Below are 20,186 nucleotides of genomic sequence, written 5' to 3'. Positions count from 1 at the left end.
CCTCCCGTCCGACGATGCGCACGCCGCAGGGCACGTGGCCGGGCCGGCCACGCACCGTGCGACCCGCTACGCGGCGGGCGCCTCGGCGGCCGCCGTCGCGCCGTAGACGGCGGTCAGGATGCTCTCGACCCACTGGATCAGCGCGTCGTCGGGGAGGGCCTCGCCGTGCGGACGCGGCATCGGGATGCTCGACGCGTTCTGCTGGGGGAACCACTTCGCCCCGGGGAACATCCGCTTGAGCCGCACCTGCGACGAGTCCGCGAGCTCCTTGCCCGCGACCCGCAGGTTCGATCCCATGACGACCACGTCGGACAGCCCGACCTGTTGGGCCATCCGGCGGAGCCGGGACACCTCGACCAGGGTCTGCACGGCCTGCGGGGGCTGACCGTAGCGGTCGGTGAGCTCGTCGAGCACCATGTCGATCGAGTCGTGCTGCGACGTCGGCGCCGAGGCGGCGGAGAGCTTCTGGTACGCCTCGAGTCGGAGCCGTTCGGACTCGACGTAGTCCTCGGGGATGTGTGCGTCGACGGGGATCTCGAGTCGGAGCTCGGTCTGCCCCTCTGCGACGTCCCCGCGGAACTGCGACACCGCTTCGCCGATCATGCGGAGGTACAGGTCGAAGCCGACGCCCGCGATGTGGCCGGACTGCTCCCCGCCGAGGAGGTTGCCCGCGCCGCGGATCTCGAGGTCCTTCATGGCGACCTGCATGCCCGCGCCGAGCTCGTTGTTCGCGGCGATGGTCTCGAGGCGGTCCTGCGCGGTCTCGGACAGCGGCTTGTCGGCGTCGTAGAGGAAGTACGCGTAGCCGCGCTCCCGACCACGACCGACACGCCCGCGGAGCTGGTGCAGCTGCGACAGGCCGTACTTGTCGGCCCGGTCGATGATGAGGGTGTTCGCGTTCGCGATGTCGAGACCGGTCTCGATGATGGTCGTCGAGACGAGCACGTCGAAGCGGCGCTCCCAGAAGTCGACCATCACCTGCTCGAGGGTCTGCTCGGACATCTGCCCGTGTGCGACGGCGATGCGGGCGTCCGGGACGATCTCGGCGAGGTGCGATGCCACCGACTGGATGTCCTTGACGCGGTTGTGCACGTAGAACACCTGCCCCTCGCGGAGGAGCTCGCGCCGGATCGCCGCGGCGACCTGCAGGTCCGACTGCGGGCCGACGAAGGTCAGGATCGGGTGCCGGTCCTCTGGTGGGGTGGCGAGCGTCGACATCTCACGGATGCCGGTGACCGCCATCTCGAGTGAGCGCGGGATCGGCGTCGCGGACATCGCCAGGACGTCCACGTTGGTCTTGAGCTTCTTCAGCTGGTCCTTGTGCTCCACGCCGAAGCGCTGTTCCTCGTCGATGATGACCAGGCCGACGTCCTTGAACTGCACGCCCTGCGACAGGATGCGGTGCGTGCCGATGACGATGTCGACGGTGCCGTCGGCGAGCCCCGCCAGCGTCTCCTTCGACTCCTTCTCGGTCTGGAACCGGCTGAGCGCGCGGAGGTGCACCGGGAAGCCGGCGAAGCGCTCCTGGAAGGTCTCCATGTGCTGGCGGACGAGCAGCGTCGTCGGGACGAGCATCGCGACCTGCTTGCCGTCCTGCACGGCCTTGAACGCCGCACGGATCGCCACCTCGGTCTTGCCGTAGCCGACGTCACCCGACAGCAGACGGTCCATCGGGATCGGGCGCTCCATGTCGCGCTTGATCTCGTCGATGGTGGTGAGCTGGTCGGCGGTCTCGGCGAACGGGAACGCTTCCTCCAGTTCGCGCTGCCACGGGGTGTCCGGGCCGAACGCGTGCCCCTTCGACGCCATGCGCGCCGAGTAGAGCTTCACGAGGTCGACGGCGATGTCGCGGACGGCCTTGCGCGCCTTCGACTTCGCGGACGCCCAGTCCGAGCCGCCCATCTTCGACAGGGTCGGGGACTCGCCGCCGACGTAGCGCGACAGCTGGTCGAGCTGGTCGGTCGGGACGAACAGCTTGTCGCCCGGGAAGCCGCGCTTCGACGGCGCGTACTCGAGCACGAGGTACTCGCGCTGGGTCTTCACGGCGTTGCGGCCGCCGGAGCTGACCTCTCGCGAGACGAGTTCGACGAACTTGCCGATGCCGTGTGTCGCGTGAACGACGACGTCGCCGGGCTTGAGCTGCAGCGGGTCGACGACGTTCTTGCGGCGGCTCGCGAGCTTCCGGACCGTGCGGGCACCCTGCTGCGCGCTGCGGCCGTAGAACTCGGCTTCCGACAGCACCGCGATCCGGGGATCCGGGATGGCGAAGCCGTGCTCGACGGCGGCGGTCGTGACGATCGCCACACCGGGCTGCGGCGGCGCGGTGACGGCCTCGGCGCGAGCGGCGACCCCGGCGTCGGCGAGGACCTGCACGGCGCGCTCGACGAGACCCTGCCCCTGCGCGGTCACGACCACGGCCCAGCCGTCGTCGGTGAGTTCCTTGACGTGTGCGACCGCCCCGTCGGCGCTGCCGGCGAAGCTCGGGACGGCGTCGGCGCGGACGCGGACGTACTCCCCGGCCTCTGCCGCGGCATCTGCGTCGCTCAGGGGCTCGTCGGCGCCGCTGTCGAACGGCGAGATCGTCCACCAGGTGCGCTGCCCGCGGGTCTGCTTGAGCTGCGGGACCGTCAGGAAGTTGCCCGCGTCGAGGTCGATCGGCGCCTGGGCCCCGGCGACGGCGGCGCTCCACGCGGCCTGGAGGAACTCCTGGTTCGTCTCGGCCAGACTGTGTGCGCGCCCGCTGACCCGCTCGGGCGAGAACACCGCGATGGTGGCGTCGGCGGGCAGGTAGTCCGTCATCGGGACGAGTCGCTCCACGAGGGCCGGGGCGAGGGACTCCATGCCCTCCACCGGGATGCCCTCTGCCACCTTGGCGAGCATCTGCGACAGGTTCGGGAACTCGTGCAGCATCTCGCGGGCGCGCTGCCGGACGTCCTCGCTGAGCAGGAGTTCGCGCGACGCGGTGAGTTCGACGGAGCCGAGGTCGTCCTCGGTGGTGCGCTGGTCGGCGACGGAGAAGGCCTTGATCGCCTCGATCTCGTCACCGAAGAAGTCGACGCGCACGGGGTGGTCGGCGGTCGGCGGGAAGACGTCGAGGATCCCACCGCGGACGGCGAACTCACCGCGACGGGTGACGAGGTCGACCCGGGCGTAGGCGAGGTCCACGAGCTCTGCGGAGATCGACCCGAGGTCGTTGCCGCGCGAGTCGGTCCGGAGCACGACGGGTTCGAGCGAGGTCAGGTTGCTCGCGATCGGCTGGAGCGCCGCGCGGACACTCGCGACCACCACCGTCGGCTGGCGCTCGGCCCCCGGTGCGTCCTGCCACTGCTGCAGCGCACGGAGCGTGGCGATGCGGGTGCCGACGGTCTGGGCGCTCGGGGACAGGCGCTCGTGCGGCAGGGTCTCCCACGCCGGGAACTCGAGGACCCGGGCATCCGGCAGGTAGCTCGTCAGGGCACCGCGGACCGCCTCGGCTTCACGTCCGGTGGCGGTGATCACGAGGACGCACTGCGGTTCCTTGCGCTCGGCCATCAGCGCGGCGAGGAGCGGCACACGCAGGCCGTCGACGACGGAGAAGTCGGCGTCACGAGGTGCGGCGCGGAGGACGCGATCGAACGCGGAGGCGCGCGAGAGCGCAGGGATGATGCCCGAGATCGTCACTCAGGACATGGTACCGGCGACGTCCGACAAGGACCGCGACGTGCGCGGGCCGCGAACAGCGGCACCTCGTACGGACGAGCTCAGGACGGCGCGTGCACCCGCTGCTGGGCGGCGAGGAGGCCGAGGTCCGCGATCGCCTCGACCGCGTCCGCGGCGTCGGCGAGCAGGTTCGGCAGCGTCTTCTTCTCGGTCGGCGAGAAGTCGCGCAGCACGTAGTCGGCGGGGTCCTGTCGACCTGGTGGGCGGCCGATGCCGACACGCACCCGGGAGAACTCGTTCGTGCCGGTGGCCTTGATGATGTCGCGGAGACCGTTGTGTCCGCCGTGCCCGCCGTTGCCCTTGAGCCGCACGGTGTCGAACGGCAGGTCGAGCTCGTCGTGCACGACGACGAGGTCGGCGGGGGTGGCGCTGTAGAACCCGAGCACGCTCGAGACGGGGCCGCCGGAGGTGTTCATGAACGACCCCGGCTTGGCGAGCACCAGGCGGGGGCCACCCGGCACCAGACGCCCCTCGGCGACCTGGTTCGGGGTCTTGTGCTTCTTGAACGTCGCGCCCATGCGGGCAGCGAGTTCGTCGAGGACCATCTGGCCGACGTTGTGACGGTTCCCCGCGTAGCCAGGCCCGGGGTTCCCGAGCCCGACCACGACGAGGATGCGATCCGTCACGACGTCGACCAGGTGTCCGCGAAGGGTGTTACTCGGACTCGACCGGCTCGGAGCCGCCCTCGGCACCGGCTTCGGCGCCGGCCTCGGCAGCTGCCTCGTCCGCGGCGTCGTCGTCGGCGGTGCCACGCGGGGTGACGATCGAGACGACGAGGGTGTCACCCTCGGTCTCGAGCTCGGCGCCCTCGGGGAGCTCGATGTCGGTCGCACGGATCTGCGCACCGTCCTCGAGGCCCTCGACGTCCACGACGACGTGCTCCGGGATGTTGGTCGCCTCGACGAGGAGCGACAGGGTCGACTCGTCCTGGACGTGGATCGTGCCGGAGAAGGACTCGCCCTCGACGACGACGGGCACGGAGACCGTGACCTTCTCGCCGCGGCGGATGACCACGAGGTCGATGTGCTCGATGACCTGGCGCACCGGGTCACGCTGGACGTCCTTGACGAGGGCGAGCTGCGCAGCACCCTCGATGTCGAGGTCGACGATCGCGTTGGCGTGACGGACGAGCAGCATGGTCTCGTGGCCCGGGAGGGTGATGTGCTGCGGCTCGGTGCCGTGGCCGTAGACGACCGCGGGGATCTGGTCGTTGGCACGGATCTTGCGCGCAGCGCCCTTGCCGAACTTGGTGCGGACTGCCGCTGCGAGCTTGGTGTAGTCGGCCATGGTGCCTCCTGGTCTCGTGGACGACACCGGGGTGCCGGCATCGTGGGGTCTGTGGTGTTGCAACTCGAACGCGTGCACGCGTGAGGAACGCTCCCAGAGCTTGGCCGGGTCTCCCACCGCGTCGATCACGGCCGCGCACGCGCGGCCCTCGCCGAAGTCGTCAGCAACTCTACCAGCACCGACCCGGGCGTGTCGCCACGGCGGTGGGGCTGGAGGTCGAATCGCGCGTAGGAGGTCAAATCGCGCGTAGGAGGCCGGATCTTCCGGCCTCCTACGCGCGAAACGGCCTTCTACTGCGGGTGCGATGGGTGGGAGCGCACGCACAGGCGGACGGGAGGCTCGTGGCGGGGTCGCCACGAGCCTCCCGTCTGCCTGGTGCCGGGTCTAGTGCCCGGCAGACTCCGCCTCGGACGGCACCTTCAGGAAGCTGAGGACCACGAACGCGGCCACGTAGAGCGCGACGAAGGTCCAGACGACGCCTCCGGCGCCGCCCCACGGCAGGACCACGCTGACGACGGCGTTGCCGAGGAACGTCGCGCCTCCCGCGGCGGTGGCGTACATCGCCATCGCTGCGCCGCGGCGGTCCTCGCCCGCGAAGGCCGGCACGATCGCACCCATCGGCGTGAAGCCGGCGAGCATGATGCCGAACACCGTGCCGGCTGCGGTCGCGAGCCAGAAGCCCCACTCGGAGCCGGCCGGCACCAGGTGCGGGACGTACCACCAGGCGAGCAGGCCGATCGCCGAGGCGCCGATGCCGAACCACTTCACGGTCCGGATCCACCCGATGCGGTCGCCGAGCGCGCCGAAGAACGCGTTGAACAGGATGTTGCCCGCATAGACGATCACGGTCATGGTCAGCCACTTCGACTGTCCCCAGCCGAGCTCGGTGCCGATGATCGCCGGCATGATCACGAACATGCCGAACTCCGGCGCGGTGTTCACGAGGCGGATGAGGACCGCGAGGAGGACCTTCGGGCGCTTGACGCAGACCTCGATGCCGCTGGCGATGACCCGGGCGGCGGAGTGCTCACGCGGGGCGATGCGACCGAGGCCGGTGCGCTCGTGCACACCGAACCGGACGATCACCCAGCCCGCCGCGACGAAGACCAGCGACAGCGCCATCGACCAGGTCTCGCCGAGCTGGCCGCCACCGAACGCGGGGATGGTGCCGATCGCGATGAGCGACCCGAGCGTGGGCAGGCCGCCGGTGAACACGACGTAGAACCAGCCGACGGCGGTGGCGTTCCGCTCGCGGGCGACGGTGTGGTTCACCCAGCAGAGGAACGAGAACGCGAACAGCGGGAAGCCGAGTCCGCGGAGGAAGTACGTCAGGGCGATCAGTCCGACCGACCCGGTAGGGAGCGCGGCGAGGAACGTGATCTGGAAGACCATCCACATCGCGGCGCCGATCGTCATCACCCGACGCGGCCCCCAGAGTTCGGAGAGGACGCCGGCGAAGTACGACGCGACGAGGACCGCGACGCCGTAGATCCCGATGACCATCGCGGCGCTGTCGGTCCCGCCGGAGCCGAGCGCCGTGGCGATGTGCGGGGAGATGAAGTTCGACTCGATGCCGTCACCCGTCATGAAGACGAGCACGCCGAGGAACCCCCAGCGGAGCTGGTGCGGGATGCCGAGGCGGGCGACGAGTCCTTCGCGGGCTGGTCCTGGGGGCGTTGGTGCTGCGTTCGGTGCTGCGTTCGATGGTGCGGTCGGTGGTGCGGTCACTCCACCGGGTGGTGTGAGCGTGGTGCTGCGGTCACGGTTGACGTCCGACATGCGTCGTCTCTCCTGAAGGGGCCCCGGAGTGCTCGACCCGGCATCGCGGCATGTCTCCGGGGTGCGCCGCGCGCCGATCCCCCACGCCTGCGCTGTGGCTGCGGGCTGCGGGTTCGTCGGCGATGATGCGAGTCCTGTACCCGGGGCTCGGCCCCGGCGGACCATCGCCGGCCCGAAGCATGGTGTCCGACATTAGACCGCTCCAACGAGGTTCGTCAAAGACGACAACTGTTGGGTAACGATGTGGGGCGCGGGGTGTGCACGGGGCCGTTCCGCGCGTAGGAGGTCGTTTCGCGCGTCGGAGGTCGTTCCGCGCGTACGAGGTCGATTCGCGCGTGGTGGGTCCGTTTTCCCGACCACCTACGCGCGATTCGTCATCCCAGGTCGAGTGTGATGGGCGGGAACGCGCGTGGACGGCGGACGGGAGGCGCGGGGCGGGACCGCACCGAGCCTCCCGTCCGTGGTCCACGCGCCGGGCGCGGGGCGCTGCCCCCAATGGCAGCTCCCCGCGCCCGTTGCGCGGGCTCCTCAGTCGACGCCTGCCGGCGCCTTCGGCGCGAGCCGCTCGATCGTCCGGTCGAGGCGCGCGTCGACGGCGAGCTGGTCCGGCTCCGTCGCGGCGAGGACGGCGGCGTCGGAGGCGGTGACGTGCAACAGCCGGTTCCACTCGGCGTCGTACAGGGTCTTCCGGTAGCCCGACGAGGTCTGGCAGGCGACGTCCCGCTTCGCGACCGCGATCTCGACGGACCCGATGCCCGTCTCCACCGACCCGTCCGTCGGCCCGACACTCATCGACGGTGTCGGCATCCCGTCCGGAGCGGCCGGCAGGTCACGGACCCCGGACGGCTCCATGCAGCTCCGCCAGCGCTCCGCGGCCGAGACGACTGCCTCGTCCCGCCGTGCGTCGAGGGCGGCGAGGCGCGTGAGGCGTTCCGCCACCGCCGACGCCTCCTGCACGTGCCCGGTCGCGGTGTTCCCGAGCGTCTTCCGTGCGGCGTTCCAGCACCGCGCGGCGACACCGTCCGGCAGTGCGGCGAACGCGGCGTTCCGGTCCGCGTCGAACCCCCACGCCGTCATGCCCTGGCGGTTCGCCCCGGCGGTCGACGGCCCGTGGTACCCCCTCGTGCCGGCGAGTGCCGCCGTCAGCGGCCGGGTGGTCGCGAGGGCCGGTGACGGGTTCCCGCGGGCATCGGTGTCGGACGCGTCACTGTCGGCCTGGAGCCCGGAGACCGTCGCCCACGGCGGCGGGTCGTCGATGCCGGCCTTCCGGAGGCACGGGTCGGCGAGCAGGTTCTCGGCGTAGTCGCTCTTGCTGCCCGCGGGCATCGCGTACGCGTCGAGGGGCATCGTCCAGTCGGCGCTGTCACGCTCGACCGTGGGAGCGACCGCGACGTCCGCCGGCTCCGGCAGACCGTGCACGACGGCGGTGACGAGCCCCGCGATGACGAGTGCGAGCGTTCCGGTCTTGGCGACGCGGGTCGTGATCTGCATGGTTCCCCCTAGGCGCGGACGAGGCCGCGTTCGTGTGCGGTGATGACGACCTGGATGCGGTTCCGGAGGCCGAGCTTCATCAGCACGGAGCGGACGTGGGTCTTCACGGTGGCCTCGCTGAGGAACACGCTCGTGGCGATCTCCGCGTTGCTCAGACCCTTCGCGACGAGGAGGAAGACCTCGCGCTCGCGGGCGGTCAGGGCGTCGAGGACCTCGTCGCGGCGGTTCGCCTCGACGGTGATCCCCTGCGCGCGGAGCAGGTCGAGTGCCTCGGCCTCGGTCGGTGCCGGTCGGCCCTCGTGGACGTCCCGGATGGTGGCGGTCACCACGTCGGGGAGCGCGTCCTTCGTCAGGAACGCGGCGGCACCGGCGCGGAGCGCGGCGAGGACGGCGTCGTCGCGGCGGATGGTCGTGAGGGCGATCACGCGCGGACGGTCGCTCGCCGCAGTGTCGCTCGCCGCGGCGTCGCTCGCCGCAGTGTCGCTCGCCGCGGCGTCGCTCGCCGCCAGGCGCGCGAGCGTCTCGATGCCGTTCATCACCGGCATGCGGAGATCGAGCAGCAGGACGTCCGGGCGTTCGGCGGCGCAGAGTTCGAGCGCCTCGGCCCCGTCGGCGGCCGTCCCGACGCAGGTCATGTCGTCCTGCGCGTCGACGAGCATTCGCATGCCGGAGGCGAAGAGCCGCTGGTCGTCGACGACGGCGACCCGGATGGCGGTCATCGTGCCGCCTCGAGGTCCGCAGCAGGTGCCACGGCGGTGACCGTCGGCAGCCACCCCGTCACGACCCACTCGTGGTCGGCGTCGCCGCTCCCGGCACGCAGCCACCCGTCGGCGAGGCGAGCACGTTCGCGCATGCCCTCGACGCCAGAGCCGGATCCGTCCAGCTCGACGAGCGGCGCCGCACCGGTCGACGTCACGACGACGCCGAGACCCGGTCCGCGCCAGTCGAGGTCGACCCGAGCGGACGCGGTCCGCCCCTGGTGCTTGAGCACGTTGGTCAGGCTCTCCTGCACGATCCGGTGCACTGCTCCCCCGACGTCCGGGAGCACCGCGCGCGGATCACCGTGTTGCTCGAACACGGCGTCCATGCCGAGCTCCCGCATGTCGGCGACCAGCCCGGGCACGTCCTCGAGACCGTGGCGCGCGTCCTCGCCTGCACCCTGGATGCGCTCGACGAGCGCGCGGACGTCCCCGAGCGCCGACCGGCTCACCTCGGCGATGTCCCGCAGCGCCCGTGCGGCGTGCTCGTCCCGCACCGAGATTGCGGCTGCTCCCTGCGCCTGCGACACCACGACCGCGAGGGAGTGCGCCAGCGAGTCGTGCACGTCACGAGCGATCCGTGCACGCTCCTGCTCCGCGCGGAGCTCGGTCGTCGTGACCGCGGTCTGCCGCTGCGCCTCGACGACCCGCACCCGGGCCAGACCGATGCGCCAGGTCGCCCCGATCGCGACGCCGACGGCCCACCCCACACCGCACACCCCGATGATCGCGAGCGTGATCGTGACGAGGTCCGACCGTGTCCCGCCCGCCGTCCCGACCCACTGCGCCCACACGTCCGGGTCGGCCTCCGTCGGCACGGCCATCGCCCACGCGGCAGCCGCGGACGCCACGGCGATCACCGGCAGCGCGACGTAGCGGAGCAGGTCCGACCGTCCGGCGCCGACGATCCCGACGACGATCGCGATCGCGAGGTACTCCGGCCAGGTGGTGTCGGTCGGCCGGTGCAGCAGGTGGAGCGCCTGCAGGACCGGCACGACGACGATCATCCCGAGGGCGGTCGCGGGCATCCAGTTCGCGAGGCCGATCGCCACGGCCAACGCCGACACGACGATCACGTGGTCGGCGAGTCCCGAGCGTCCGGCCTCGGCGACGATCCAGAGCACGAGGTACACGGCACCGGCAGCGGGTGCCACGAGGTGTCGGAACCGACGGATGGTGGAGGTCATGACGCCGAGCGTATGGGGGCGCACCAGCGGTCAGCGAGCCGTCGCGGTGCTTTTCATCCGAGGTGATGAGCCCGCGCGGACGCCGCTGTCTCCAGCTGCGACCAGGTCAGCGGCCGAGGGCGCGACGGTGCTGCTGCGCGGCCGCCAGCAGCTCCCGCGCCTGGTCGCTCGCGGCCTCGGCATCGTCGCGGGCGTGCTCGAGGCGCTCGATCTCCGCGGTCGCCAGGTCGAGGTCGCGCTGGAGCTCGGCCCGGCGCTCCTCGGCGGCTGCGAGCTCGCGCTCGGCGCCGTCGAGTGCGGCGTCGGCGTCGCGGGACTCCGTCCGCGCGGTCGTCTCGGCCTGGCGGGCCGCTCGGCGGTCGGCGGCTCGGTCGCGCTCCGGTTCAGGGTCCGGTTCCGGTTCCGGCTCCGGTCTGGAGGCTCGGCGCGCCTTCCGTGCGCGTCTCACGTCATCGATGGGGATGGGTGGGGCATCGCTGCCGGACCAGGCATCCGGCACCGCGTCCGGGACGGCGAGGGCACCGTCGAGGTCGACGTCGTCGAACCCGGCGCTCTCGAGCGGCTGCACGAGGAGTCCCGACCGCACCGCTGCCCCTGCGTGCGGATCGGCCATGGCTGCCTCGATCGTCGCACGGACCTGGTCGAGCACGGCGGCGGTGACCGGGTGCCCGGCGTCCTCGGCGAGTGCCGCGCCGGCCTGCGCGAGGGCTCCGACGACACCCGACCGCTGACGGCGGAGCGCGGCGATCTCCTTCGGGTCAGCACCAGCCTGCGCGTCGCGGATGGCCGGTCCGAGGTCGACCGCCTCGTCGAGGGAACCGTCCTGCGCCAGGAGGTCGATCACCCACGCGGCCGGCGCGGGCTTCCGGAGCTTCCCGATCGCTGCGGCGAGGTCGCGGTCGTCCTTCCGGGTGCTCCGCTGGCGTGCGGTGCGCTCGGCGACGAAGTCCGCGGGTGCACGCCGGAGGAGGTCACGGGCAGCCTCCGCGAGCGTGTCGATGTCCACGCCCCGGAGGCTACCCGTGCACTCCCCCGCTCAGTGCCCGATCACCAGTCGTGGACGGTGCCGTCGGCGAGGCGGTTGAAGGGCAGGTAGGCCTGTTCGTAGGGGTACTTGCCCGCTTCGTCGACGTCGAGCGAGACCCCGAGGCCGGGCTCGTCGCCGGGGTGGAGGTACCCGTCGGTGAAGGTGAAGGTCTGCTTGAAGACCTGGTTCGTCTTCGGTCCGTGCTGCATGTACTCCTGGATGCCGAAGTTGTGGATCGCCATCCCGAGGTGCATCTGCGCCGCGAGGCCCACCGGGGAGATGTCGGTCGGCCCGTGGAACCCGGACTTGATCTGGTACATCGCCGCGTAGTCCATCGTCTTCTTCAACGGCGTCACGCCGCCCATGTGCGTCACGGCACCGCGGACGTAGTCGATGAGCTGGTCGCGGATGATGTCCTTGAAGTCCCAGATCGTGTTGAACACCTCACCGATCGCCAGCGGCGTGGTGGTGTGCTGCCGGACCAGCTTCAGCGCTTCCTGGTTCTCCGCCGGGGTGCAGTCCTCGAGCCAGAACAGGTCGTACGGTTCCAGGGACTTGCCGAGCTTCGCGGCCTGCAGCGGTGTCATCCGGTGGTGCCCGTCGTGCAGCAGCGGCAGTTCCGGACCGAACTCGTTCCTGACCGCTTCGAACACGGTCGGCACGTGCCGGAGGTAGGCGCGGGTGTCCCAGTCCTCCATCGCGGGGAACGCTCCGCGCTGGGCGGGTTCGAAGTCGTAGCGGACGCCCGCGTTGCCCTCGGTGGTCTTGTTCGACGCGATGCCGTAGATCGACTCCAGCCCGGGGACGCCGGTCTGCACGCGGATCGAGCGGTAGCCCTCTTCCTGGTGTTCCCGGATCGAGTCGAACAGTTCCGGGAGTTCCTTGCCGGAGGCGTGCCCGTACGCCATCAGCCCGGTCCGGGAGGCACCGCCCAGCAGCTGGTAGAGCGGCATCCCGGCGACCTTGGCCTTGATGTCCCACAGCGCCATGTCGACCGACGCGATCGCGGCCATCGTGACGGGGCCCCTGCGCCAGTACGAGGACCGGTAGAGGAACTGCCAGGCGTCCTCGATGCGGCTGGCATCCCGGCCGATCAGCAGCGGCACGACGTGCTCGGACAGGTACGCGGACACGGCCAGCTCACGACCGTTCAAGGTCGCGTCGCCGAGACCGGTCACACCGTCCGCGGTCGTGATCTTCACCGTCACGAAGTTCCGGTCCGGGCTCGTGACGATGACCTCGGCCTTCTCGATGAGCTGGCCACGATCGGCCGATGCCCACGTGTCCGGGCGCCCTGCGGTGGCACCGGCGGTTCGGTCGTCCGTCGCACCGGGGACGGGCGTCGCGGGGTCGGTGGTGGTCATGCTGGTACTCCTTCGGATGCGCGGGCACTGCCCGCGCGGATGCGGTCGGCAGCGGCGGTCACCGCGGCGACGACGGGGGTGGTGTCGAGGTCGGGGGCGATCACGGCGAGGACGTCGTGCACGTCCGAGCCTGCACCGGGAGCGCCCGGGTCGTTCACGAGCGCCGGCTGTGTGGTGACGTGCAACCACCAGGCGGCGATCAGCGTCGCGGCGCCGGGCCCGATGCCGGCCGACGGGTCGCGGGCGAGGCGGTGGCGGAGCACGTCGACCACGCGGACCGGGAGTTTCTCGGAGCCACCGGAGGCGATCTGCGACAGCGTGTGCCGGATGCGGGGGTTGGCGAACCGGTCGACGAGGGCGGCGCGTGCCTCGGCGATCTCGTCGGCCGGCAGCGGGAGCTCCAGCGCGGCCTCGTCCCAGAGCTGCTCCACGGCGGCACGGCAGGTCGGATCGTCCATCGCGTCGGCGACGGTCTCGTGCCCGAGCTGCAGACCGAGGTAGGCGAGCAGGGAGTGCGAGCCGTTGAGCAGCCAGAGCTTCCGCTGCTCGTACGGCGTGACGTCGTCCACGACGCGCGCCCCGGCGGTCTCCCACGCGGGACGCTCGATCCCGTCGAAGCGGTCCTCGATCACCCACTCGGCGAACGGCTCGGTGATGACAGGAACGCGGTCACCCGGCAGCGCCCCGTCGAGCCGCGCGAGACCCTCGACGTCGGCGTCGGTCGTGGCCGGCGTGATCCGGTCCACCATCGAGCTCGGGAACGTCACGTGCTCGCCGATCCAGTCGCGGAGGGCATCGTCGTCCACGGCGCCGAGGACCGCGTCCCGGAGCACTGACCCGTTGTGCGTCAGGTTGTCGAGGCTCATCAGCGAGATGCGGCCGGCACCGGCTGCCCGGCGGGCGTCGAGTCCGGCGACGAGACGGGTCGGGACGTCAGACCCCGCCCGGTAGCCGTTCTCCGTGACCGTCAGCGTGACGAGCGTCGTCTCCGGTGCGGCGATCGCAGCGCGGAACGCCGCGTCGTCGCTGCCCGGGTGCGCGGCGACGATCGTGTCGACCACCGACGCGGTGTCACCGTCCGCCGCCCGGGTGACGAGCGTGTACCGGCAGTCCTGCGCGGTCAGCGCGTCGGCGACGTCCGGCGATCGACCGGTGAACGCCGTGATCCCCCACGCCGCGCCGTCCGCCCGCTGGGTGTACCAGGCGAGGTGGGCGCGCGCGAACGCCCCCACCCCGACGTGCACGATGCCCGTGCGGCGGTCGGTCATGCCGACACCGGGGCCAGCGAGCGGAGGTACGCCAGGTTGTCCGCGGTGCGGGTCTCGAGGGGCAGGTCGGTCGAGAAGTCCTCGATGGTGACCCAGCCGTCGTAGCCGTGGGTGGCGAGGGCGGCGAAGTACTCGGAGACGGAGGCCTGACCGGTGCGCAGCGGGGCCCACTCGTTCTGCCAGATCGAGCTGCCGTCGGCGCGCGTGTCCCCGGTGTCGACCCAGCGGGCGTTCTTGACGTGCACGTGTGCGAGGTATGGACCGAGGAGCTCGAACGCCGCGAGGTGGTCTTCGTGGCCCTCGATGACGAGGTTGCCGAGGTCGTGGATGACCCCGACGTGCTCTGGGTCGAGACCGTCGACGAGCCGGAGGGCTGCCGACGCCGACGGGGTGATCGTCATGTGGTGCAGTTCGACGAGCGCCTTCACACCGAGCTCGGTCGCGCGGGACACGGCCCACTCCAGATCGGCGCGGGTCCGGTCGAAGACCTGCGTGTAGGTCTCCCCTGTTCGTTCCTTCTCCTGCCGGTACATCGGCATGCTGACGCGGACCTGGCGCGCGCCGAGCTCGCTCGTGACGCGGAGCATCGTCTCGACGCCGTCGCGGTTCGACGCCTGCTGGTAGCCGCCGATCCCGGAGTACTCGAGCCCGGCCTGGTCGGTGATGCGGGCGATCTCGCCGACCCGGTCCCGGATGCCGGTGAACTGCCACGTCGACTTGTTGCCGGCCCAGAACGAGCGGCCGTCCGGCACGGTCGTGCCCTCGGCGGGACGGTCGTCGACGATGCGCCACTCGATGCCGTCCCAGCCCTGCTCGGCGAGCGTGGTCGCCGCCTGCTCGGGCGTCCAGTCCGGTGTCGATGCGGTGAAGACGGAGAACTTCATCGGGTGGCTCCTTCGGTTGCTGCGACGACCGGGACGACGTCGTCGTACTTGCCGTCGATCACGTCGTCGATCCGCACGGGCTGCCCGAGCGTCGCGCTGACGTACAGCCCGCGGACGGTGGCGAGCGACACCAGCGCGGCGTCGACCGTCACGCCGGGCTCCCGGCCGTCACGGATGGCCGCGACGATGTCCGCGTACTGCCGACCGTGGCCGGCGAGGAAGTGCTCGGGCTCTTGCGGGCCGCCGACCACGTGCTCGGGTGCGACGATCTCGGACTTCTGGTCGACCGCGTCGGCGACCGCGGTGGCGTTCGCCGTGGTGGACGCCGACTCCAGCGTCGCGGCGTCCGGCGCGACGTGGAAGTACGCCAGCCGGTCATCATCGACGATGGCCGACCCGTGCGTGCCGTAGATCGCGTAGCGGGCGGAGAGTCCAGGGTAGGCCGCCGTGGTGCAGTGGATGACACCGAGGGCACCGTTGTCGAAGCGCACGGTGGCGACCGCGGTGTCCTCGACCTCGATCCGGTCGTGTGCGAGCAGGCCGACCTGGGCGGAGATCTCCACCGGGCGACCGAGCGTCCACACGAGGAGGTCGACGGTGTGCACGCCCTGGTTCATCACCGCGCCGCCGCCGTCGAGCTCCCAGGTGCCGCGCCAGTCACCGGAGTCGTAGTAGCCCTGCGACCGGTACCAGGCGACGCTCGCCACACCGGAGGTCACGCGACCGAACCCGCCGCCGTGCGCCGCGGTCGCGACGGCCTGCGATGCGGGGTCGAACCGGTGCTGGCTGATGACGCTGACGACGAGCCCGCGACCCTTCGCATCAGCGGCCAGGCGCGCGATCTCGCGGGCGCGGGGCATGGTCGTGTCGAGGGGCTTCTCGATGACGACGTGCTTGCCCTTCGACAGCGCGGCTTCGGCGAGCGCGACGTGCATGCCGGACGGAGAGCAGATCGCGACGACGTCGATGTCGGTCTGGGCGATCGCTTCCTCGATGGTCTCGGTGGTGAGCGGCCGGGGCGCGCCTGATGCCTCGATCTCGTCGGCGGCGCTCGTCGCCGCTGCCGGGAAGGCGTCGACGAGGGCGACGACGTCGAGGTCAGGGTTCGCGAGGGCGACACGGGCGTGGTGGCGTCCGATCACGCCGGCGCCGACGACTGCCAGCTTCAGTGGGGTGGTCATCGCAGGGTGACTCCGATCTGGTCGGTGAGCTTCCGGAGGGCTCGTCCGGCGCGGCCGAACGCGGCGGGCCCGGAGAACCCGCCGAGGGAGGTGAAGTCGCTGAGGTGCGGTTCGAGGGACGCGTACCCGGTGTACCCGGCGTCGCGCAGGGCCGTCAGGGTCTCGAGGAGTTCCCCGTCGCCGTCCCCGGCCGGCACCACCGACGAGTCGGCGGCGACGGCGTCCTTGACCTGCAGGTAGTCGACGTACGGCGCGAGCTGCGCCCAGCCGTCGGTGAAGGGCTTGACGCCGCACTGCACGTAGTTCGCGTTGTCCCAGGCCAGTCGGAGCGCCGGTGATCCGACGCTCTCGACGATGTCGAGCACGCGCGATGGGATGTCGCCGTAGATGTCCTTCTCGTTCTCGTGGAGGAGCACGACCCCTTCGCGAGAAGCGAGGTCGGCGAGCGCCCGCATCCGGGTCAGGACGGCGTCGCGGACGCTCTCCGCGGTGCGGCCTTCGTAGTAGAACGAGAAGATCCGGATGTACTTCGTGCCGAGCGCGTGGGCAGCGCGGATCGCGCGACCGAGCCGCTCGACCTCGTGCTCGACGGGCTCGTCGACGGACACCTTGCCGATCGGCGAGGCGATCGCGGAGACGGTCTGCCCACGCTCCTCGAACAGGCGGTGCAGCCCGGCGAGCTGGTCCTCGTCGAGGTCGACGACGTTCACCCCCCATGCGCTGCGGACCTCGATCGCGCTCGCACCGAGCGCCTGGAGGACAGCGACCTGGATCGCGGGGTCGGCGTCGATCTCGTCGCCGAAGCCGCTGAGCTCCCAACTGGGCTGTGCAGACGTGGGCTGGGTCATTTCGTTCCCTTCATGAAGACCAGGGTGACCGACGGGGCGGACGCGCGCCGGGCCTCCAGTCCGATCTGTGGACAACTGGTGCTACTTGACGGAGCCGGCAGTCAGACCGCCGACCAAGTAGCGCTGGAAGATCAGGTAGAGCGCGACCACGGGTGCGGCGCACACGATCGAGGCGGCCATCATCTGGCCGTAGATCGGGACGGCCCCGCCCTCTTGCGCGGTGCCGAGCACCTGCAGCACGACGGCGACGGTGCGGGTGTTCGGGGTCGTCATGATCGTGGAGAACAGGACGTCGTTCCAGCCGAGCAGGAAGGCGAAGATCGCGGACACGACGATGCCGGGCCACGACAGCGGCAGCACGATCTTCGTGAGGATCTTCGTCGACGAGGCACCGTCGATGCGGGCGGCTTCCTCGAGTTCCTTCGGCAGCCCGCGGAGGTACGTCACCATCACCCACGTCGAGAACGGCAGCGCGAACGTCAGGTACGTGACGAACAGGCCCCACCGCGTGCCGATGATCTGCACACCCGTGGCGCTCGCGATGTTCGAGAACACCACGAACACCGGCAGGAGCAGGAGCGTGCCCGGGATCGACTGCAGCGCGAGTAGACCGCGGAGGAACGTCAGGCGTCCGAGGAACCGGAACCGGACGAGCACGTAGGCGGTGGACACGGCCAGCGCGGCACTCGCGACGGCGACGGCCCCAGCAGTCAGGATGCTGTTGAGCAGGCCGGTGCCGAGGGCGACGGTGGACCAGATGTTGACGTAGTTCGCCAGGGTGAACTCGGTCGGGAAGTACTCGCCGCGAGCGACCGCGACGTCCGAGTTCACCGACCCGAAGAGGATGTAGAGCACCGGGACGGCGATGAACGCGATGATGACGGCGATCACGGTGATCAGCAGCCACCGAGGGAGCAGCCGCGTGACGTCGGTGTCGTACGGGCGCTTGTGGCGCTTCGCGCCGCCCTGCGAGGTGATGCTCTCGGTGAGCGTCGCGGTCGGGCGGGTCCGGCTGGACGTGAACGCGCTCATGCTGCTGCTCCTGTCTGCTGGCGCTGCAGCCTGCGCTGCCCGCGGCTGGGACGGGCGTCGTCACCGGTGTCGAGCTGGACCGCCCGCAGGTAGACGAACAACGGGATGGCGACGATCACCAGCGAGCAGATCGCCATCGCCGCGGAGAGCCCGAAACGGAACGACTGGAAGCTCGCGATGTACGTCAGGACCGGCATGACCTCGACGCTCGAGGGCAGCGGGATGCCGAACAGGACGAACGGCAACGTGAAGTTGTTGATGTTGTGCAGGATCGCGATGATGACCGCGAGGCTGAGCGGCCCACGGAGGTACGGGAAGATCACGTAGCGCAGCTTGATCCACCAGGTCGCCCCGTCGAGCGACGCGGCTTCATGGACCTCGAGGTCCACCGCCTGGAGGCCCGCCAGGCTGAGCAGGTACACGAACGGCCACGACGTCCAGACCATGACCGCGGCGAGGGCCCAGTAGGACGCCGATCCGTTGAGCCAGAGGACGTCGGTGTGGAAGATCGCGTTCACGACGCCCTGTGGCTGCAGCATCGTCCGGAAGAAGGTGCCGACGACGAACGCGGGCAGCACGTACGGGATCAGGTAGATCGAGCGGACGAGGCCGCGGCCGGGGAACCGGTTCTGCGTGGAGATCGCCGCAGCGACCCCGATCGGCACGGTCACGGCGGTCACGAGCACCGCAAGGGACGCCGAGATCCAGATCGAGTGCAGGAGCGGCGAGTCGGTGATCGCCTCGGCGAAGTTCGCGAACCCGACGAACGGGGCGCTGAACCACTGGCGGAGCGTGTACTGGTCGAGGTCGAGCATCGCGATGAAGACGCCCACCAGGAGCGGTACCACGATGACGGCGAGCATGAGGACGCCGCCGGGGAGGAGCATCCAGAGCGGACGTTCCTTCTTGTACAGCGGCGTCTTGCCGTGCGGGCGGACCGGTCGGTCCGTCGCCGCGGGCGGCCTGGTCTGTGTGGCGGTCATCACAGACCTCCGTTCTTCTGACGGTTCAACGTGGACTGGGCGTCCTTCTGCGCGTCCTGCAGGCGCTTCCGGAGCTGGTCGTCGGTGACCTCGCCGCTCTTCAGCGACGGGATGGACTGCACGACGACGTCGACGAGCGACAGCTGGATGTCCGACCACGCGCCGGTGAAGGCGGTGGGCTTCGAGAGCTTCCCGGCGTCGATGATCGGTTTCAGGGTGGGTTCCTGCGCGGCGAGCTCGGCCGCGGCGGCGGCGTTCGTCGGCAGCTGGCCGAACAGCCGGTAGTACTCGAGCTGGGCCTGCTTCGAAGTTGTCTGCTTGACGAACTGGAACGACAGGTCCTGCTTCTTGCCGTAGTCGGCGACGACGAAGTTGTCACCGGAGAGGATGCTCGCGGCGTCGATCCCGTCTGCGGGACGCTCGGTCGCTCCCGGCGGCACGGTCGGCAGCAGCGCGAACTCGTACTTGCCGTCGACCTTCGTGTTCTTGAACGAGTTGATCGCGGTGGTCGTGGTCATCGGGAAGAACGCGGCCTTGCCGTCGGCGAACTGCGCGAGGGCCTGGGCGTTGTTCCAGCCGATCCCCGCCTTGTCGACGACGCCGTCCTTCGTCACCCAGTCGAAGTAGGTGCGGTAGGCGTCCTGCACGGCCTTGGTGTCGATCTCGGCCTTCTGCCCGTCGACGATCGTGTTGCCGGCGTTCTGGGCCATCCCCCACACGAACTTCCACGGGTCGAAGCCGTCCGCGTACGCGACCGCCATGCCGTAGTGCCCGTCACCGGTGGTGGCCTTGGCGTCCTCGGTGAGCTGGTCCCAGGTGGTCGGCATCTCCGTGATGCCGGCCTGCGCGAGGAGGTCCTTGTTGACGGCCATCACGAACGGGCGGCTGGCGAGCGGGATGCCGATCTGCTTCGAGGCGCTCGGTCCGGAGATGCCGAGGGACGCCGGGTCGAACCGGTCCTTGCCGCCGACGGCGTCCCACTGCTTCTCGCCCATCTCGACGAACGCGCCGGTGGCGTACGCGGTGGGGGTGAACGTCGTGCCGATGGCGTACACGTCGGGGCCCTGGCCGGAGATGACGCTCGTCTGGATCGCGGTGAGCTCTTCCTGTGCGGACGAGTACGTCTCCCACTGGATGTCCGCGCCCGTCGTCCGCTTGAACGCAGCGGCGGTGTCCTGCTGCCACTGCTTGCGTTCCTTGGGGTAGGTGGTGTCCGCGCCCATCATCACGCGGAGGGTGTTCGGGTCGTCGCCGCTGCCGTTCACGACCGCACACCCCTGCAGGGACAGTGCGGCGAGGGCGACCACGACCGCGGAACCGATCAGGGTCCGTCGCTTCATGGGGGTTTCCTCCTCGAGACCTCCTCCCGAGCGGCGCTGCTCGGGACGTCCACCACTG

General features: G+C 70.6%; 16 protein-coding genes. All 16 read right to left on the bottom strand.

Annotated elements, in window-relative coordinates; genetic code table 11:
* Positions 1 to 66: 66 nt before the first annotated feature.
* The 16 genes from mfd to QK288_RS07055 all read right to left on the bottom strand — a co-directional run bounded on the left by mfd (position 67) and on the right by QK288_RS07055 (position 20,128).
* Complete coding sequence (gene mfd / locus QK288_RS07130; protein WP_281267112.1) at positions 67 to 3,660, bottom strand: transcription-repair coupling factor; 3,594 nt, start codon at positions 3,658 to 3,660, stop codon at positions 67 to 69.
* 80 nt (positions 3,661 to 3,740) lie between these two features.
* On the bottom strand, positions 3,741 to 4,325 hold the full coding sequence (gene pth, locus QK288_RS07125) for an aminoacyl-tRNA hydrolase (RefSeq protein WP_281267111.1): 585 nt from the start codon (positions 4,323 to 4,325) through the stop codon (positions 3,741 to 3,743).
* A gap of 28 nt (positions 4,326 to 4,353) precedes the next feature.
* Positions 4,354 to 4,986, bottom strand: a complete 633-nt coding sequence (locus tag QK288_RS07120) for a 50S ribosomal protein L25/general stress protein Ctc (protein WP_281267110.1) — start codon at positions 4,984 to 4,986, stop codon at positions 4,354 to 4,356.
* A 384-nt stretch (positions 4,987 to 5,370) separates the two neighbouring features.
* Positions 5,371 to 6,765 carry an RbtT/DalT/CsbX family MFS transporter gene (locus tag QK288_RS07115; protein WP_281267109.1) on the bottom strand — a complete coding sequence of 465 codons (1,395 nt, stop codon included), beginning with the start codon at positions 6,763 to 6,765 and terminating at the stop codon, positions 5,371 to 5,373.
* A 528-nt stretch (positions 6,766 to 7,293) separates the two neighbouring features.
* Positions 7,294 to 8,256: a hypothetical protein gene (locus QK288_RS07110; protein WP_281267108.1), complete on the bottom strand. Its 963-nt coding sequence runs from the start codon at positions 8,254 to 8,256 to the stop codon at positions 7,294 to 7,296.
* Positions 8,257 to 8,264: 8 nt separating this feature from the next.
* A complete protein-coding gene (locus QK288_RS07105) occupies positions 8,265 to 8,975 on the bottom strand; it encodes a response regulator transcription factor (RefSeq protein WP_281267107.1) in 711 nt (236 codons plus the stop codon).
* Positions 8,972 to 10,201 carry a histidine kinase gene (locus QK288_RS07100; protein ID WP_281267106.1) on the bottom strand — a complete coding sequence of 410 codons (1,230 nt, stop codon included), beginning with the start codon at positions 10,199 to 10,201 and terminating at the stop codon, positions 8,972 to 8,974. Before QK288_RS07100 ends, QK288_RS07105 begins: the two co-directional genes overlap by 4 nt.
* 106 nt (positions 10,202 to 10,307) lie before the next feature.
* Entirely contained in the window at positions 10,308 to 11,207 is a 900-nt protein-coding gene (locus QK288_RS07095) for a hypothetical protein (RefSeq protein WP_281267105.1), read from the bottom strand.
* A gap of 41 nt (positions 11,208 to 11,248) precedes the next feature.
* The gene (manD, locus tag QK288_RS07090) at positions 11,249 to 12,592 is read right to left on the bottom strand and encodes a D-mannonate dehydratase ManD (protein WP_281267104.1); all 1,344 of its coding nucleotides are present in this window, start codon (positions 12,590 to 12,592) and stop codon (positions 11,249 to 11,251) included.
* Positions 12,589 to 13,860, bottom strand: a complete 1,272-nt coding sequence (locus tag QK288_RS07085; RefSeq protein WP_281267103.1) for a mannitol dehydrogenase family protein — start codon at positions 13,858 to 13,860, stop codon at positions 12,589 to 12,591. Before QK288_RS07085 ends, manD begins: the two co-directional genes overlap by 4 nt.
* Entirely contained in the window at positions 13,857 to 14,744 is an 888-nt protein-coding gene (locus tag QK288_RS07080) for a sugar phosphate isomerase/epimerase family protein (RefSeq protein ID WP_281267102.1), read from the bottom strand. The genes QK288_RS07085 and QK288_RS07080 overlap by 4 nt, the downstream gene beginning before the upstream one ends.
* Positions 14,741 to 15,925, bottom strand: coding sequence for a Gfo/Idh/MocA family oxidoreductase (locus QK288_RS07075; protein ID WP_281267101.1), 1,185 nt, complete (start codon positions 15,923 to 15,925; stop codon positions 14,741 to 14,743). Before QK288_RS07075 ends, QK288_RS07080 begins: the two co-directional genes overlap by 4 nt.
* Positions 15,922 to 16,773 carry a sugar phosphate isomerase/epimerase family protein gene (locus QK288_RS07070; protein ID WP_281267100.1) on the bottom strand — a complete coding sequence of 284 codons (852 nt, stop codon included), beginning with the start codon at positions 16,771 to 16,773 and terminating at the stop codon, positions 15,922 to 15,924. The genes QK288_RS07075 and QK288_RS07070 overlap by 4 nt, the downstream gene beginning before the upstream one ends.
* 81 nt (positions 16,774 to 16,854) lie before the next feature.
* Entirely contained in the window at positions 16,855 to 17,805 is a 951-nt protein-coding gene (locus QK288_RS07065; RefSeq protein ID WP_281267099.1) for a carbohydrate ABC transporter permease, read from the bottom strand.
* Positions 17,802 to 18,788 (bottom strand): sugar ABC transporter permease, encoded by a 987-nt coding sequence (locus QK288_RS07060; RefSeq protein WP_281267098.1) that lies wholly within the window; start codon positions 18,786 to 18,788, stop codon positions 17,802 to 17,804. The genes QK288_RS07065 and QK288_RS07060 overlap by 4 nt, the downstream gene beginning before the upstream one ends.
* Positions 18,788 to 20,128 carry an extracellular solute-binding protein gene (locus tag QK288_RS07055; RefSeq protein ID WP_281267097.1) on the bottom strand — a complete coding sequence of 447 codons (1,341 nt, stop codon included), beginning with the start codon at positions 20,126 to 20,128 and terminating at the stop codon, positions 18,788 to 18,790. Before QK288_RS07055 ends, QK288_RS07060 begins: the two co-directional genes overlap by 1 nt.
* Positions 20,129 to 20,186 lie beyond the last annotated feature (58 nt).

It is taken from the genome of Curtobacterium sp. 9128 (assembly GCF_900086645.1).
Classification (GTDB): domain Bacteria; phylum Actinomycetota; class Actinomycetes; order Actinomycetales; family Microbacteriaceae; genus Curtobacterium.
This window is presented reverse-complemented; position numbering and strand designations above follow the sequence as displayed.

What these genes read in the sequence shown, in the direction of transcription:
- QK288_RS07115 (WP_281267109.1), bottom strand. Translation starts at nt 6,765, where the DNA reads ATGTCGGACGTCAACCGTGACCGCAGCACCACGCTCACACCACCCGGT.
- QK288_RS07055 (WP_281267097.1), bottom strand. Translation starts at nt 20,128, where the DNA reads ATGAAGCGACGGACCCTGATCGGTTCCGCGGTCGTGGTCGCCCTCGCC.
- manD (WP_281267104.1), bottom strand. Translation starts at nt 12,592, where the DNA reads ATGACCACCACCGACCCCGCGACGCCCGTCCCCGGTGCGACGGACGAC.
- QK288_RS07100 (WP_281267106.1), bottom strand. Translation starts at nt 10,201, where the DNA reads ATGACCTCCACCATCCGTCGGTTCCGACACCTCGTGGCACCCGCTGCC.
- QK288_RS07065 (WP_281267099.1), bottom strand. Translation starts at nt 17,805, where the DNA reads ATGAGCGCGTTCACGTCCAGCCGGACCCGCCCGACCGCGACGCTCACC.
- QK288_RS07075 (WP_281267101.1), bottom strand. Translation starts at nt 15,925, where the DNA reads ATGACCACCCCACTGAAGCTGGCAGTCGTCGGCGCCGGCGTGATCGGA.
- QK288_RS07070 (WP_281267100.1), bottom strand. Translation starts at nt 16,773, where the DNA reads ATGACCCAGCCCACGTCTGCACAGCCCAGTTGGGAGCTCAGCGGCTTC.
- QK288_RS07060 (WP_281267098.1), bottom strand. Translation starts at nt 18,788, where the DNA reads ATGACCGCCACACAGACCAGGCCGCCCGCGGCGACGGACCGACCGGTC.
- QK288_RS07110 (WP_281267108.1), bottom strand. Translation starts at nt 8,256, where the DNA reads ATGCAGATCACGACCCGCGTCGCCAAGACCGGAACGCTCGCACTCGTC.
- QK288_RS07120 (WP_281267110.1), bottom strand. Translation starts at nt 4,986, where the DNA reads ATGGCCGACTACACCAAGCTCGCAGCGGCAGTCCGCACCAAGTTCGGC.
- QK288_RS07105 (WP_281267107.1), bottom strand. Translation starts at nt 8,975, where the DNA reads ATGACCGCCATCCGGGTCGCCGTCGTCGACGACCAGCGGCTCTTCGCC.
- QK288_RS07085 (WP_281267103.1), bottom strand. Translation starts at nt 13,860, where the DNA reads ATGACCGACCGCCGCACGGGCATCGTGCACGTCGGGGTGGGGGCGTTC.
- QK288_RS07080 (WP_281267102.1), bottom strand. Translation starts at nt 14,744, where the DNA reads ATGAAGTTCTCCGTCTTCACCGCATCGACACCGGACTGGACGCCCGAG.